Origin of the sequence: Stenotrophomonas forensis (assembly GCF_028752115.1) — a bacterium.
GTDB lineage: Bacteria > Pseudomonadota > Gammaproteobacteria > Xanthomonadales > Xanthomonadaceae > Stenotrophomonas > Stenotrophomonas forensis.
On sequence record NZ_CP082270.1, the window covers coordinates 18,931 to 32,467 of the forward strand.

The window sequence follows — 13,537 nt, forward strand, 5'->3', positions numbered from 1 at the left end:
GCGAGGTACACCGTGGCCAGGACACGCCGTAAACCCATCCATGGGGGCTCGGTCGGCGCATCCATGCGCCTCACGGTCCTGTCCACGGTGTACCTCGCCCTGCGCTTCAGGGTTCGCCGCGAGCGCGGAGGGTGTGGCAAAGGCAGAGGCAAAGGCAAAGCAGAAGCAAAAACAAAGGCGCCTTTCGGCGCCTTTGTCTTCAAGCTACTGGAGCGTTGCTTCAGCCCTTGGCGACGGTGGCCACGGCCTTGGCGACGTATTCCAGGTTGTTCTGGTTCAGTGCGGCCACGCAGATGCGGCCGGTGCCGACGGCGTAGATGCCGAACTCGTCGCGCAGGCGTTCGACCTGCTCACGGCTCAGGCCGGAGTAGGAGAACATGCCGGCCTGCTCGTTGATGAAGCCGAACTGCGGCGCACCGGCGGCGGCCAGCTTCTCGACCAGGCCGTGGCGCAGGGCATGGATGCGCTCGCGCATCTCGGTCAGCTCCTGCTCCCACATCGCGCGCAGGTCCGGGTTGGTCAGCACGCCGGCCACCAGCGCGGCACCGTGGGTGGACGGGCTGGAGTAGATCGTGCGGATCACGCGCTTGACCTGCGACTGCACGGCCTTGGCGTCCGCGGCGGTCGGGGCGACCATCGACAGCGCACCCACGCGCTCGCCGTACAGCGAGAACGACTTGGAGTACGAGTTGGCGACGATGAAGCTGTCGATGCCGGCTTCGGCGATGATGCGCACGGCGGCGCCGTCCTGCTCGATGCCCTTGTCGAAGCCCTGGTAGGCCATGTCGATGAAGGGGAACAGCTGCTTGTCCTTCAGCAGCTGCGCGACCTGCTTCCACTGGGTGACGGTGAGGTCGGCGCCGGTGGGGTTGTGGCAGCAGGCGTGCAGCAGCACCACGGTGCCGGCCTGCAGCTTGCCCAGGTCGGCCAGCATGCCGTCGAAATCGACGCCATGGGTGCTCGGGTCGAAGTAGGTGTAATCCACTACCTCGAAGCCGGCCGCGCTGAACACGGCGCGGTGGTTTTCCCAGCTCGGATTGCTCAGCGCGACGGTGGCGTGCGGCAGCAGCTTCTTCAGCACGTCGGCGCCGACGCGCAGCGCACCGCTGCCACCGACGGTCTGTGCGGTGGTGACGCGGCCGGCGGCCAGCAGCGGCGAGTCCTTGCCGAACACCAGTTCGCGCGTGGCCTGCGTGTACGCCGGCAGGCCATCGATCGGCAGGTAGCCGCGCGGTTTGGCTTCAGCGGCGAGCTGCTGCTCGATCTGCTTGACGGCGCGCAGCAGCGGAATGCGGCCACTCTCGTCGTAGTAGATGCCCACACCCAGGTTGACCTTGGTCGGGCGGCTGTCGGCGTTGTACGCCTCGGTCAGGCCCAGGATCGGGTCGCCTGGGACCAGTTCCACGTTTGCAAAGAAGGACACGGCGGTACTCGTTCGGTAGACGGAAAGGGGGAGGAATTGCGCCACGCGGCTTGCGGCTTTCCAGCCGGAAACAGCCCATCGTAACAAAGCCTGCCGGGGCTGGCCGCCGCCATCGTCATCCCCGGGCCCGTACCATGGCGTGCGTTGCCGCTCGATCCATCAACCTGAATCATGAATCCCGCCGCACGACGCCATTGCCTGCCGCTGTCCGCCCTGCTGATGTCGCCATTTGCCAGCATGGCCGAGCCCGCCCCCACCGCCCTGCCTGCCGTCCAGGTACAGGCCGCGCGGGTGCCGGGCATCGACCCGTTCGCCCTGCCTGCCAGCCTGGACACGGTCTGGATCGACGCCGGCCGCGCCGGGGCTGGGGCGCAGCTGTCCGAAGCACTGGCCGGGGTGCCGGGCCTGGTCGCGCGCGACCGGCAGAATTTCGCGCAGGATACGCAGCTGTCGATACGTGGATTCGGCGCGCGCTCGACCTTCGGCGTGCGCGGGGTGCGGGTGCTGATCGACGGCATACCGGCGACCATGCCCGACGGCCAGGGTCAGTTGTCGCATGCCAGCCTGCTCGGCGCCGAGCGCATCGACGTGCTGCGTGGGCCGTTCTCGGCGCTGTATGGCAACTCCTCCGGCGGCGTGCTGCAGGTGTGGAGCGCACAGGGCCAGGCCGGCGACCCGTGGCGGCTGCGCCTCAATGCCGGCGCCGACAACACGCTCAGTGTCGGCGCGCAACTGAAGGGCGCAGGCCACGGGCTGGACTACAACATCGCCGCCAACCACTTCCGTACCGATGGCTGGCGTGACCACAGCCGGGCGCGCCGTGAATCGCTCAACGCGCGCATCGGCGGTGAGCTGGGCGGTGGGCGGCTGGAGCTGCTGCTCAATGCGCTGGATGCGCCCGATGCGCAGGATCCGCTGGGCCTGACCCGCGCGCAGGTGGCGGCGGACCCGCGCCAGGCTACCGCCGTGGCACACCAGTACAACACCCGCAAATCGGTGCGCCAGCAGCAGGCGGGGCTGCGCTGGACCCGCGAGGCCGGCGCGCAGCGCTGGCAGCTGATGGGCTATGCCGGCCAGCGCGCGGTGCGTCAGTACCTGCCGATTCCGCCGGCGGCCCAGGCCAATCCCCTGCATGCGGGCGGGGTGATCGACCTGGACGGAGGCTACGGCGGGCTGGACGCGCGCTGGGGCTGGCACGGCGATCTCGCCGGACGGCCGCTGGACCTGGTGGCCGGGCTCAGCGCCGACCGTCAGCGCCAGCACCGCACCGGCTACGAGAACTTCATCGGCAGCACGCTGGGCGTACGCGGGCAGCTGCGCCGCGACCAGATCGACGTCGTGCAGAACGTGGACCAGTTCGCGCAGGCCTGGTGGCAATGGAGCCCGCGCTGGTCGTTGCTGGCGGGCGTGCGCCACAGCAGCGTGCGCTTCGAATCGGACGATCGCTACATCACCGGCCGCAACCCGGACGACAGCGGCCGCCGTCGCTACCAGGCGACCACCCCGGTGGCCGGCATCAGCTTCGAGGCCAGCCCGCAGTGGCGCCTGCACGCTGCCGTTGGCCGCGGCTTCGAGACGCCTACCTTCAACGAACTGGGTTACCGCGCCGACGGTCAGGCGGGACTGGCACTGGATCTTGCCGCCGCGCGCAGCCGCTCCGTGGAAGTGGGCAGCAAGTGGCATGCACAGGATGGAACCCAGCTTGATGTCAGCCTGTTCCGTGCAGATACCGACGATGAGCTGGCTGTTGCCAGCAATATCGGCGGACGCAGCACCTATCGCAACATTGGCCGTACCCGCCGCCAGGGGCTGGAGCTGCAGTACCGCCAGCCGCTGGCCGAGCAGCTGGAACTGCAGCTGGCCTGGACCTGGCTGCAGGCGCAGGTGCGCTCGCCCTACCTGACCTCCAATACCGTGGTTACCACCGGCAGCCGCCTGCCCGGCGTGCCGCGCCAGCAGGCCTTCGCCCGGTTGCAGTGGACGCCGGGCGACTGGCAGTGGGCGCTGGAAGCCAATGCCAGCAGCGACACGGTGGTGAACGACGTGGCCACCGAGCGAGCGCCGGGCTTCGCCCTGCTGCATCTGGAAGGTGGCCGCCGCTGGACCCTGCCCGGCGGCGAGCTGCGTGCCTTCGCCCGGCTGGAGAACGTGCTGGACCAGGCCTACATCGGCTCGGTGATCGTCAACGACGGCAACGGCCGCTTCTACGAGCCGGGACCGGGGCGGCGGGCCAGCGTGGGACTGCAGTGGTCGTGGCACTAGGCGGCACGACCCGTCAATCAGGCGCCTTGGCCGGCACGAACGGTGAGGTCGGGTCGCTGGCCGGGAAGGTTTCCTCCAGTGCCTCGTCCTGGTTGTCGCTGGCCCGCTGCTTGCGCTCGCGACGCTTGAGCGGGCTTTCCTGGCCGCCACGATGGCGGTCGCCGCCGTCCTTGCGGTCCTGGGCCGCCTGTTCAGACTCATGCTTCACCGGCAGGTGGTCGTCGCCCTGCGCGGCATCGAAGAAGGGGGCCCCGGTACCGCGGTAGTCGGCAGTGTCGGCGTCGCGCTTGCCACGCTGCTCGCCGGCAATGGGCGGGTGGTTTTCCCGCAGCGGGTCTCGGGAGGTTTCACGGCTCATGGTCTGGCTACCTGCGCTCGGGGGCCTCCACTACACCGCCAGCAAGGTAAAGCCGCCGCGAACCTGGCGTCATGAACATCTCGCTCACCCGCCGGTAACGGCATCGCGCGTATTCCTGCCCACCCGCCCCCGCTGCAGGAGCCGGCCATGCCCCGTCTTGAACGACCCGCACCGTCCGTGTTCAACGCCCTGCTCGATCCGCTCGGCCAGCGCACCGCGCAGCGCCGCACGCGTCGCCATGAAGACCCGCAGGCGGTGGCGCAGGACTACCTGCAGTACATGCTCAGCGATTACGAGGAGCGTCGCGGGCCCGGCCATCGCAACTGGCGTGACCTGTGCCCGGTCTATGCCTTCGCGCTGACCACCCACGCCGCCGACTGGCCGCGCGGTGACGCCGCCGATACCTGCGAGGAACTGGCCGAGCACTGGGAGCAGATGCGCGGGCAGTCGCGGCTGAGCTGGTCGCAGGCGCGGCCGGTGGTGGAAGACGCCTGGCGCGCGCTGGACCATATTCCGGCCGCGGCAGTGCGGCCACTGCTGCAGTAGTGCCGGCCGCTGGCCGGCAGAGGTTCGCTGCCTGAAGTTTTCTGGGGTTGCCGGCCAGCGGCCGGCACTACCGCATCTGCATAGAACCCACGTGCACGGCACCGACACGGGTGGTTTACATCGCCGGACTGAAGCTGGCTGTCCCCTGCCCCGTCACAGGAATCTCCATGGCCCGCCCAATCTGGACCGGCACGCTGTCCTTCGGACTGCTCAATGTGCCGGTGTCGCTGATGTCCGGCGAACGCAAGGTCGACCTGCAGTTCCGCATGCTCGATTCGCGCGACCGCAAGCCGATCCGCTTCGAGCGGGTCAACGCCGATACCGGCGAGGAAGTGCCCTGGAAGGACATCGTCAAAGCCTACGAGTACGACAAGGGCAGCTATGTCGTGCTGGAGGAAGGCGACATCCGCTCGGCTGCGCCGGAAAGCCACGAAGCGGTGGAAGTGGAATCGTTCGTGGATGCGGCGCAGATCGATCCGCGCTACTACGAGAAGCCGTATCTGCTGGTGCCAGGCAAGAAGGCCGAGAAGGGCTATGTGCTGCTGCGCGAGACCCTGCGCAGGACCGGCAAGGTCGGCATCGCGCGGGTGGTGGTACGCACGCGTGAGTACCTGTGCGCGGTGATGCCGCAGGCAGACGCGCTGGTGCTGATGATCCTGCGCTATCCACAGGAGCTGGTGGACCCGGAGGACTACGCGCTGCCCGCCGGGAAACTGTCCGACTACCGCATCACCGGCAAGGAATCGGCAATGGCCGAGCAGCTGATCGAGTCGATGGCTGGCGACTGGGACCCCTCGCAGTACCACGACGAGTTCCGTGAGCGCCTGCAGCAGGTGCTGAACAAGCGCATCAAGTCCAAGGGCGGCACCACCCGGGTGGAAGAGGAGCCGGCACCGCATGAGGATGCGGCCACCAACGTGGTCGACTTCATGGCGCTGCTGCAGAAGAGCCTGGATGCGAACACGCGCACGCCTGCGAAGAAGACGGCAACGCGCAAGGCACCCGCGAAGAAGCCTGCGAAGAAGGCCGCGCGGAAGGCCACCAAGAAGGCCACAAAGAAGACCGCACCGCGGCGCAAGGCAGGTTGAGCCATGTCGCTGCACCAGTACCGGCGCAAGCGTCGCCTCGGCAGAGGTAGCGGTCAGACGCCGGAGCCTGACGACACCCCCGCCCACGGTGACCCGAAGCGACGGCCAACGTTCGTCATCCAGCTGCATCTCGCCAGTTCGCGCCACTACGATTTCCGCCTGGAAATGGACGGTGTACTGAAGAGCTGGGCCGTGCCGAAGGGGCCTTCGCTGCGCGTTGGCGAGAAGCGGTTGGCGGTGGAAGTGGAAGACCATCCGCTGTCCTATGCCGGCTTCGAGGGAGACATCCCTGAAGGTCATTACGGTGCCGGCCACGTGGAGGTCTTCGATCATGGCACCTGGGCCTGTGAAGGTGATCCATTGCAGGCGCTGGCGGCGGGCAAGATCGACTTCGTGCTGCACGGGCAGCGGTTGGCCGGCAGTTGGAAGCTGGTGCGCACGGCGATGAAGGGGCGCCAGGTGCAATGGCTGCTGATCAAGCGCGATGATGAGCAAGCGCGCGATGCCGAAGCGGACGATCTATTGGAAGCGCCCGTGCCGAAACGCTCATCGGCGGTGAAGGCGCGCACGGCAGGAAGGACAGAGCGCGCTACGCCGGCCGCACGCAGGACTACCCGCAAGGCCGATGCACACTGGCATGCGCGGGCGCTGAAACTGGACGGTGCACGTGACACGCCCTACCCACGCGCCTTCAAACCGCAATTGACCGATCACCGCGACACCGCGCCGGATGGCCAGCACTGGCTGCATGAGATCAAGTGGGACGGCTATCGACTGTTGGCTGATCTGCACGATGGCGAAGTGAAACTGCGTTCGCGCAACGGCCTGGACTGGACGGCCGATTTTCCCGAAGTCGTGCAGGCCATCCGGGCGCTGCCGGTGCGCGATGCGCGCCTGGACGGTGAACTGGTGGTACTGGATGCGCAGGGCCGCAGTGACTTCGCAGCACTGCAACGGGTGATCGACGGCAGTTCGAAACAGCCGCTGCGCTACATCGTCTTCGACCTGCCAGGTGTTGCCGGTATCGACATCAGCCGCGCGCCCCTGCTGGAACGCAAGGCGCTGCTGAAAGCGCTGCTGGGCAATGTACCCGGCATCCTCGCCTTCAGCGAGCATGTGATCGATCACGGGCCACAGGTGTTCGCTGCCAGTGGCAAGGCGGGTTTCGAGGGCATCGTGAGCAAGCAGGCGGATGCTCCGTATGTGAATGCCCGTGCGCGCAGCTGGGTCAAGGTCAAGCACGAGGACACCGACGAGTTCGTGATCGTCGGTCACACGGCACCCAAGGGTTCGCGGGTGGGATTCGGCTCGTTGCTTCTGGCCGCGCAGGACAAGGCAGGCCTGCGCTATGTCGGTCGCGTGGGCACCGGCTTCGACGATGAACGCCTGCGCGCGCTGCACAAGGCACTGCAGCCGCTGGCGGTGAAGACCCCCGTGCTGCCGTTGCCGGCGCATGTGCCGTTCAGCGCCGCCAGCGTGCGCTGGGTGAAGCCGGTGGCGGTGGCCGAGGTCGCCTTCCGTGGCTGGGGCAAGGAAGGGCTGCTGCGCCAGGCCAGTTTCAAGCGGCTGCGCAACGACAAGCAGGTGGAGGACCTGGAAGTGAACGCTGCAGACATGGACACCGTGGGCGAGGTGCAGATCACGCACCCCGAACGCGTGGTATTCCCGGATCAGAAACTCAGCAAGGGCGACGTGGCCGACTATTACCGGCAGATGGCGCGCTGGATCCTGCCGGAGATTGCCGGCAGGCCGTTGTCAGTGCTGCGCTGTCCCGAGGGTGTCGGCAAGGCCTGCTTCTTCCAGAAGCACCATGGCCCCGGGCTGGGTGACGCCGTGCATGCGGTGCCCCTGCAGCAGAAGAGCGGTCGCGAGGACTACGTCTACATCGACAACGCGCGTGGCCTGCTCCAGCTGGTGCAGATGAACACGCTGGAGCTGCATCCGTGGGGTGCGACGGTAGACGACCCGCAGCATCCGGACCGCCTGGTGTTCGATCTCGACCCCGGCGACGGCGTGAACTGGGCGCAGGTGAAAGCGGGGGCGCGTGATGTGCGTGACCGCCTGCTGCAGATCGGCCTGCAGAGCTTCGTGCGGCTGTCTGGCGGCAAGGGCGTGCACGTGGTGGTGCCGCTGCAGCCGAAGGCGGACTGGGAGCAGGCCAAGGCGTTCTGCGAGGCGTTCGCGCAGGCGATGGCGCTGCAGCAGCCTGATCGCTACGTAGCGACGATGAGCAAGGCGAAGCGCAGCGGTGTGATCTTCATCGATTGGCTGCGCAACACGCGCGGTGCTACCAGCGTGTGTTCGTGGTCATTGCGGGCGCGCGCGAACGCTGGCGTGGCGGTGCCGTTGCGCTGGGAGGAACTGGCAAAGGTGACCGCCGCCGATGCGTTCCCGATGGCCAGGGCTCTGGCGCGCGCGAAACGGCTGAAGGGCGACCCCTGGCAGGGCATGGAACGATTGAAGCAGACACTGCCGTCGCTGAAGCGGTAGTGCCGGCCGCTGGCCGGCAACTGCAGGATGGCCGAGGTTGCCGGCCAGCGGCCGACAGTACCTGCATGCGCTCAGCCCGGATCGCGCGACGCGCGGCGACCGAACCACCAGCCAACCAGCAGCTGCAGCGGCAGCGAGACCAGCAGGGAAACGACGAACCACAGCGGGAAATCCGCGCCCACGCTCCACACCGCGTAGCCGCAGCCCAGCGCGATCAGCGACCAGATCGAGAAGCCATGCGAACGCGGCCAGCAGGGTGCGTAGTAGGTGGCGAAGGAAATGCCGGCGACGCCACCGAGCACGCTGAACGCCAGGTCCCAGCCCAACTGCACGCTGTTGTTGTCCGGCGACAGGCCCAGCAGTGGTGGCAGCCAGCTGGCGACGCTGCTGACCAGCGCGAGCGACAGCACGCCGCCGATCAGGGCAACGATGGACAGGAACAGGGTCTTGAGCAGGCCGGGCATGCGCGCATTGTACGGCTGCGCGAAGCGCCTGCGGTTGCCGGCCAGCCACCGGCGCTACCGGTGGATCGGCATGGCCGCCGTGCCCGTGGGAGAGGGGTACGGTGCAACGGCGGCCATGCACAGGCGGTCAGGCGGCGAAGTCGAGCACCACGCGGCCTTCGATGGTGCCCGCGTGCATGCGCGCGAACACGTCGTTGATGTTTTCCAGGCGATCGGTGCTGACCGTGGCGGCGACCTTGCCCTCGGCGGCAAACTGCAGCGACTCCTGCAGGTCCAGTCGGGTGCCGACGATCGAGCCACGCACGGTGATGCCGTTGAGCACCATGCCGAAGATGTCCAGCGGGAAGTTGCCCGGCGGCAAACCATTGAGCGAGACGGTACCGCCACGGCGGACCATGCCCAGCGCCTGCTCGAATGCCTTCGGCGATACCGCCGTGACCAGCGCACCGTGTGCGCCGCCGATCTCCTTCTTCAGGTAGGCGGCCGGATCGGTGGTGCGCGCGTTGACGGTGACCTGGGCACCCAGCTGCCGCGCCAGTGCCAGCTTGTTGTCGTCCACGTCCACCGCGGCCACGTTCAGGCCCATCGCACGGGCGTACTGCACGGCCATGTGGCCGAGGCCGCCGATGCCGGAGATCACCACCCAGTCACCGGGCCTGGTGTCGGTGACCTTCAGCCCCTTGTAGACGGTCACGCCGGCGCACAGTACTGGCGCGATCTCGACAAAGCCCACTTCCTTCGGAAGCAGGCCGACATAGTTGGCATCGGCCAGTGCGTACTCGGCGAAGCCGCCGTTGACCGAGTAACCGGTGTTGCGCTGCGTCTCGCACAGCGTCTCCCAGCCACCCAGGCAGTGTTCGCAATGGCCACACGCCGAGTACAACCAGGGGATGCCGACCCTGTCGCCTTCCCTGACGTGCCCTACCCCGCCTCCCACGGCCACGACGTGCCCCACGCCCTCGTGGCCGGGGATGAATGGCGGGTTCGGTTTCACCGGCCAGTCGCCCTCGGCGGCGTGCAGGTCGGTGTGGCAGACGCCACAGGCCTCGATCCTGACCAGTACCTCGCCCGCCCCCGGGCGCGGTACCGAGACTTCCTCGATCACCAGTGGTTTGCCGAACTCACGCACGACAGCGGCCTTCATGGTTGGATTCATGTCCGGATCTCCGTAGTGCGCTTGCCCACAGAATGACGCCGGCCCGGGGCCGGCGCTTTGATCACGATCAAACCTTTGAAGATTCGTGCCGCTGGTTCAGCTGGCCAGCACCGAGGCCTCGCGGGCCAGGCGCTCGATGGCGTCCCAGTCACGGGTCTGCAGCAGCGCCGGCGTGGTCAGCCACGAACCGCCCACGCACAGCACGTTGGGCAGGTGCAGGAACTGCGGCGCGGTCTGCGCGCTGATGCCGCCGGTCGGGCAGAAGCGCACGTCGGCGAACGGGCCGTGCCAGGCCGCCAGCAGCGCGGCACCGCCGGCCTGCACCGCCGGGAAGAACTTGAAGGTGTCGTGGCCGTGCTCCAGGCCCAGGATCAGGTCCGAGGCCGTGGCAGCGCCAGGCAGGTACGGCAGGTCGGCATCACGCGCCGCGGCATACAGCGCCGGCGTGGCACCCGGCGATACCGCGAAACGCGCGCCGGCCTGCCTGGCCGCCTGCATCTGCGCAGCGTTGAGCACGGTGCCGGCACCGATCACCGCATCCGGCACGGCCTCGACCATCGCCTTGATGGCATCCAGTGCCTGCGGCGTGCGCAGGGTCACCTCGATCACCGGCAGGCCGCCGCGGAACAGCGCCTGGGCCACGTTGACCGCTTCATTCACATCTTCGGGGGTGTACACCGGAATCACCGGTGCCAGCTTCAGCAGCGCGCGCAGGCGCGGATCAGTGCTGGACATGGTCTTGCTCCTTGCCCGACGGGGCATCGCGGATCGCTGCCGGGCCCGGCAGCGCAGCGGCGCATGATGCCACGTGGATCGCGAAGGTGCTGCAGCGCGCCGTGCTGCGCGCTGGTTTCAGGCCGGGTCGGCCTGCAATGCCTGGATGCGGCGCTGATACCAGTCGCCGCCGAGCGGGTCGAATACGGCAGATCGCTCCATCGGTGCCTCGTACACGTGCACCGAGATCGCCAGTGACTGGTCGCTGGCATTGCGCAGGGTGTGGTACTCGTGCGGCGGAATCAGGCTGCCGGCACTGCCGCAGCCCCCGCGCAGCGCCGCGTGGCGACGGAAGCGCCAACGCTCGCCGGCGCATTCCAGCAGTTCATAGCGGGTGATCTCCAGCTCGCCCAACCACACGCCCTCCACACACCACATGGCATCGTGGTCGTGCAGCGGCGTGCCCTGCCCTGGGCCCCAGCTCATGGCAATCACGCTGTAGCCGTGTTCGCGGCTGTGGTACAGCGGGCGTCGAGCGTAATGATCACTGACCGGACGGTGCACGCACTCGGGCAATTCGATGCGGCTGTCCGCGATGGCTTCCTGCAGCGCCAGCTGCAGGTCGGCGGTGATGCGTTCGGCATCACCGGAGGTCATCGCCGCATCGACTGCGGCGATCAACCGGTCGCGGCCACGGAACGGCGGAAACGGAGAAGTCTGCAGGTCCATGCCCCGAATGTAGCGGAGCATGGTTAAGGGAATGTTGGCGTTGGCACGCGTCGCGCCCGCATTGATGACACGAGCGCGTGAAAAACGGTTCAGATGCGAAATGGGTAGAACGATCACAATGGAACCCTGTGCAGCATGCGTGGTCGAACAGGACGCGTTCCCCATCCGCTGCGACACTCCGCAACTTCGCGCCCGACGGGCGCAAGGCTAGAGTTTTCCGACTTACCTGGTTCTATACATGTCAGTGCGAATTATTAGCGATGCCGCGTTGCCGGCATCGAAGGGCAAGGCTGCCACGATCAACGACATCGCACGACTGTCGGGAGTTTCCAAGAAAACGGTTTCAAGAATCATCAACAACTCGCCGCTGGTGCGCAAGGACACCCGCGACAAGGTCGAGGCGTTGATGCGCGAGGTCGGTTACGTGCCCGACCCCCTGGCACGCGGACTCGCGTTCCGCCGCTCCTTCCTGATCGGCCTGGTGTATGACGACCCGGGCGCCCAATGCATCGTCGACCTGCAGCACGGCGCGCTGGAAGCGCTGCGCGGCACCGGCTACGAGCTGGTGGTGCATCCGTGCGACAGCGAGGATCCAGAGTGCGCACAGGGCGTGCGTCGCTTCGTGCAGCAGCAGAAGCTGCATGGCGTGATCCTTGGCCCACGCGCGTCCGAGTCGGCTGCATTGGCGCAGGTGCTGGACGAGATCGACTGCCGCTACGTCCGCATCAACGCGCATGTGTCCGATGATGAGGCGCAGGCCGTGGTCACCCATGATCGCGATGGCGCTGCCGCCGCAGCGGGTTACCTGCTTTCGCTCGGCCACCGCGACATCGCGGTGATCGCCGGCCCAGGTGACCGCCGCGCTGCACGCGAACGTACCCATGGCTTCCTCGATCGGCTCGCCCAGGTAGGCCTGACCCTGCCCGGTGAGCGTGTGCTGGAAGCGGGCGACACCTTCGAATCCGGCGTGCATGCCGCCGAACGACTGCTGATGGGCGAAGGCAGGCCCAGTGCGATCTTCGCCGGCAACGACGAGATGGCCGCTGGCGTTTACCAGGTGGCCCTGCGTGCGGGCATCGCGGTGCCGCAGCAGCTGTCGATCGTCAGCTACGACGACAGCCCGCTGGCATCGCGGTTGTGGCCACCGCTGACCTCGGTGCGCCGCCACGTCTCCGATATCGGCCGCATGGCCGCGGCGATGCTGGTGCAGACCGGCGTACCGGAGGCGCCGACCGCGGCCAGCGTGCATCCGCAGCTGATGGTGCGTGGTTCCTGCCGGGCCGTGGACGCCTGAGTGCCCTGCCCTGGCCTGCAGCGCTGAAACGGCGCGGGCCGCCATCAATGGAAACGGCGCACCCGAGTGCGCCGTTTCCAGTGCAACACCGTGTGCGTGATGCGCTTACACGTCACCGCCGTCGGCCCAGCCTTCGCCGGTGCCCTTCTGGAACACGCGGTCGTCGTCCTGCACATCACCGGCCGGCAGGTGGGCCTGGTCGGCCAGTGCCGCGTAGATCGGGGTGAAGTCCGGCGACGTCGCCTGCATCAGCTGTTCGAAGCTGTCGATGACGAAGTAGGTCTTCTGGAAAGTGTCGATGCGGTACTTGGTGCGCATGATCCGCTGCAGGTCGAAGCCGATGCGGTTGGGCGCGGCCGATTCCAGCGAGTACAGCGATTCACCCTTCGACGACACGATGCCGGCACCGTAGATGCGCAGGCCGTCGGGCGTGTCGATCAGGCCGAATTCCACCGTGTACCAGTACAGGCGGGTCAGGTTCTGCAGCGCATCCGGGCCGATGGCGTGAGCTTTGACGCCACCGCGGCCGTAGGCCTCCATGTAGTCGGCGAACACCGGGTTCATCAGCAGCGGCACGTGGCCGAACAGATCGTGGAACAGGTCCGGCTCGGCGATGTAGTCGATCTGGTCCGGACGGCGGATCCACCAGGTCACCGGGAAACGGCGGTTGGCCAGGTGGTCGAAGAAATCCAGTTCCGGCAGCAGGCCTTCGACGCCGACCAGGGTCCAGCCGGTGGCGGCGCCGAGCACTTCGTTGAGCTGGTCGAAGCGCGGAATCATGTGCGCGCTCATGCCCATCTCGTCCTGCGCATCCAGGAACTCCTGGCAGGCACGGCCGACCAGCAGCTCGCGCTGGCGCTGGTACAGCGTGCTCCAGGTGGCGTGGTCGTCGGCGCTGTAGGTGTCCCACGGCTGCTCGACAAGCGCGGTGGTGTACACCGGCACGTAGCCCTTGTCGGTCTGCTGGTGTTCGACGCGGCGGGGCTGGGCGAGATCCATGGGACGCTCCTTGA

At 67.6% G+C, this 13,537-nt stretch carries 12 protein-coding genes; 5 read left to right on the top strand and 7 right to left on the bottom strand.

The annotated features are described in order from the left end of the window. Window positions 1-220: 220 nt before the first annotated feature. Window positions 221-1,423, bottom strand: a complete 1,203-nt coding sequence (locus K5L94_RS00090; RefSeq protein WP_164086799.1) for an amino acid aminotransferase — start codon at window positions 1,421-1,423, stop codon at window positions 221-223. A gap of 171 nt (window positions 1,424-1,594) precedes the next feature. On the opposite strand from K5L94_RS00090, the gene K5L94_RS00095 reads away from it, so the two are divergent. Beyond that, entirely contained in the window at window positions 1,595-3,685 is a 2,091-nt protein-coding gene (locus K5L94_RS00095) for a TonB-dependent receptor family protein (RefSeq protein ID WP_274511486.1), read from the top strand. Between the two features lie 13 nt (window positions 3,686-3,698). On the opposite strand, the gene K5L94_RS00100 is transcribed toward K5L94_RS00095, so the two are convergent. Continuing rightward, entirely contained in the window at window positions 3,699-4,043 is a 345-nt protein-coding gene (locus tag K5L94_RS00100) for a hypothetical protein (protein ID WP_271261228.1), read from the bottom strand. Window positions 4,044-4,190: 147 nt separating this feature from the next. On the opposite strand from K5L94_RS00100, the gene K5L94_RS00105 reads away from it, so the two are divergent. The 3 genes from K5L94_RS00105 (at window position 4,191) to ligD (ending at window position 8,167) form a co-directional block, all read left to right on the top strand. Then, window positions 4,191-4,589, top strand: coding sequence for a hypothetical protein (locus tag K5L94_RS00105; protein ID WP_053448370.1), 399 nt, complete (start codon window positions 4,191-4,193; stop codon window positions 4,587-4,589). Window positions 4,590-4,756: 167 nt separating this feature from the next. Further along, a complete protein-coding gene (ku, locus tag K5L94_RS00110; protein ID WP_274511490.1) occupies window positions 4,757-5,677 on the top strand; it encodes a non-homologous end joining protein Ku in 921 nt (306 codons plus the stop codon). 3 nt (window positions 5,678-5,680) lie between these two features. Further along, on the top strand, window positions 5,681-8,167 hold the full coding sequence (ligD, locus tag K5L94_RS00115; RefSeq protein WP_053448372.1) for a DNA ligase D: 2,487 nt from the start codon (window positions 5,681-5,683) through the stop codon (window positions 8,165-8,167). 71 nt (window positions 8,168-8,238) lie between these two features. On the opposite strand, the gene K5L94_RS00120 is transcribed toward ligD, so the two are convergent. From K5L94_RS00120 to K5L94_RS00135, 4 genes are all read right to left on the bottom strand, one after another. Beyond that, on the bottom strand, window positions 8,239-8,631 hold the full coding sequence (locus K5L94_RS00120; protein WP_164086795.1) for a hypothetical protein: 393 nt from the start codon (window positions 8,629-8,631) through the stop codon (window positions 8,239-8,241). 127 nt (window positions 8,632-8,758) lie between these two features. Beyond that, window positions 8,759-9,787: an alcohol dehydrogenase AdhP gene (gene adhP, locus K5L94_RS00125; protein WP_053508081.1), complete on the bottom strand. Its 1,029-nt coding sequence runs from the start codon at window positions 9,785-9,787 to the stop codon at window positions 8,759-8,761. A gap of 96 nt (window positions 9,788-9,883) precedes the next feature. Further along, window positions 9,884-10,522, bottom strand: coding sequence for a bifunctional 4-hydroxy-2-oxoglutarate aldolase/2-dehydro-3-deoxy-phosphogluconate aldolase (gene eda, locus K5L94_RS00130; protein ID WP_053448375.1), 639 nt, complete (start codon window positions 10,520-10,522; stop codon window positions 9,884-9,886). 117 nt (window positions 10,523-10,639) lie between these two features. Continuing rightward, window positions 10,640-11,230: a cysteine dioxygenase family protein gene (locus tag K5L94_RS00135; RefSeq protein WP_053448376.1), complete on the bottom strand. Its 591-nt coding sequence runs from the start codon at window positions 11,228-11,230 to the stop codon at window positions 10,640-10,642. Window positions 11,231-11,468: 238 nt separating this feature from the next. Between K5L94_RS00135 and K5L94_RS00140 the strand changes: the two genes are divergently transcribed. Continuing rightward, window positions 11,469-12,524 (top strand): LacI family DNA-binding transcriptional regulator, encoded by a 1,056-nt coding sequence (locus K5L94_RS00140; RefSeq protein ID WP_164086793.1) that lies wholly within the window; start codon window positions 11,469-11,471, stop codon window positions 12,522-12,524. Between the two features lie 105 nt (window positions 12,525-12,629). Here K5L94_RS00140 and phhA read toward each other — a convergent pair whose 3' ends face one another. After that, window positions 12,630-13,523: a phenylalanine 4-monooxygenase gene (phhA, locus tag K5L94_RS00145; protein WP_133936315.1), complete on the bottom strand. Its 894-nt coding sequence runs from the start codon at window positions 13,521-13,523 to the stop codon at window positions 12,630-12,632. Window positions 13,524-13,537: the final 14 nt, after the last annotated feature.

Coding starts and splice junctions, on each gene's coding strand:
- phhA (WP_133936315.1), bottom strand. CDS start 13,523: ATGGATCTCGCCCAGCCCCGCCGCGTCGAACACCAGCAGACCGACAAG.
- K5L94_RS00120 (WP_164086795.1), bottom strand. CDS start 8,631: ATGCCCGGCCTGCTCAAGACCCTGTTCCTGTCCATCGTTGCCCTGATC.
- ku (WP_274511490.1), top strand. CDS start 4,757: ATGGCCCGCCCAATCTGGACCGGCACGCTGTCCTTCGGACTGCTCAAT.
- K5L94_RS00100 (WP_271261228.1), bottom strand. CDS start 4,043: ATGAGCCGTGAAACCTCCCGAGACCCGCTGCGGGAAAACCACCCGCCC.
- eda (WP_053448375.1), bottom strand. CDS start 10,522: ATGTCCAGCACTGATCCGCGCCTGCGCGCGCTGCTGAAGCTGGCACCG.
- K5L94_RS00095 (WP_274511486.1), top strand. CDS start 1,595: ATGAATCCCGCCGCACGACGCCATTGCCTGCCGCTGTCCGCCCTGCTG.
- K5L94_RS00140 (WP_164086793.1), top strand. CDS start 11,469: ATGTCAGTGCGAATTATTAGCGATGCCGCGTTGCCGGCATCGAAGGGC.
- ligD (WP_053448372.1), top strand. CDS start 5,681: ATGTCGCTGCACCAGTACCGGCGCAAGCGTCGCCTCGGCAGAGGTAGC.
- K5L94_RS00105 (WP_053448370.1), top strand. CDS start 4,191: ATGCCCCGTCTTGAACGACCCGCACCGTCCGTGTTCAACGCCCTGCTC.
- K5L94_RS00135 (WP_053448376.1), bottom strand. CDS start 11,230: ATGGACCTGCAGACTTCTCCGTTTCCGCCGTTCCGTGGCCGCGACCGG.
- adhP (WP_053508081.1), bottom strand. CDS start 9,787: ATGAATCCAACCATGAAGGCCGCTGTCGTGCGTGAGTTCGGCAAACCA.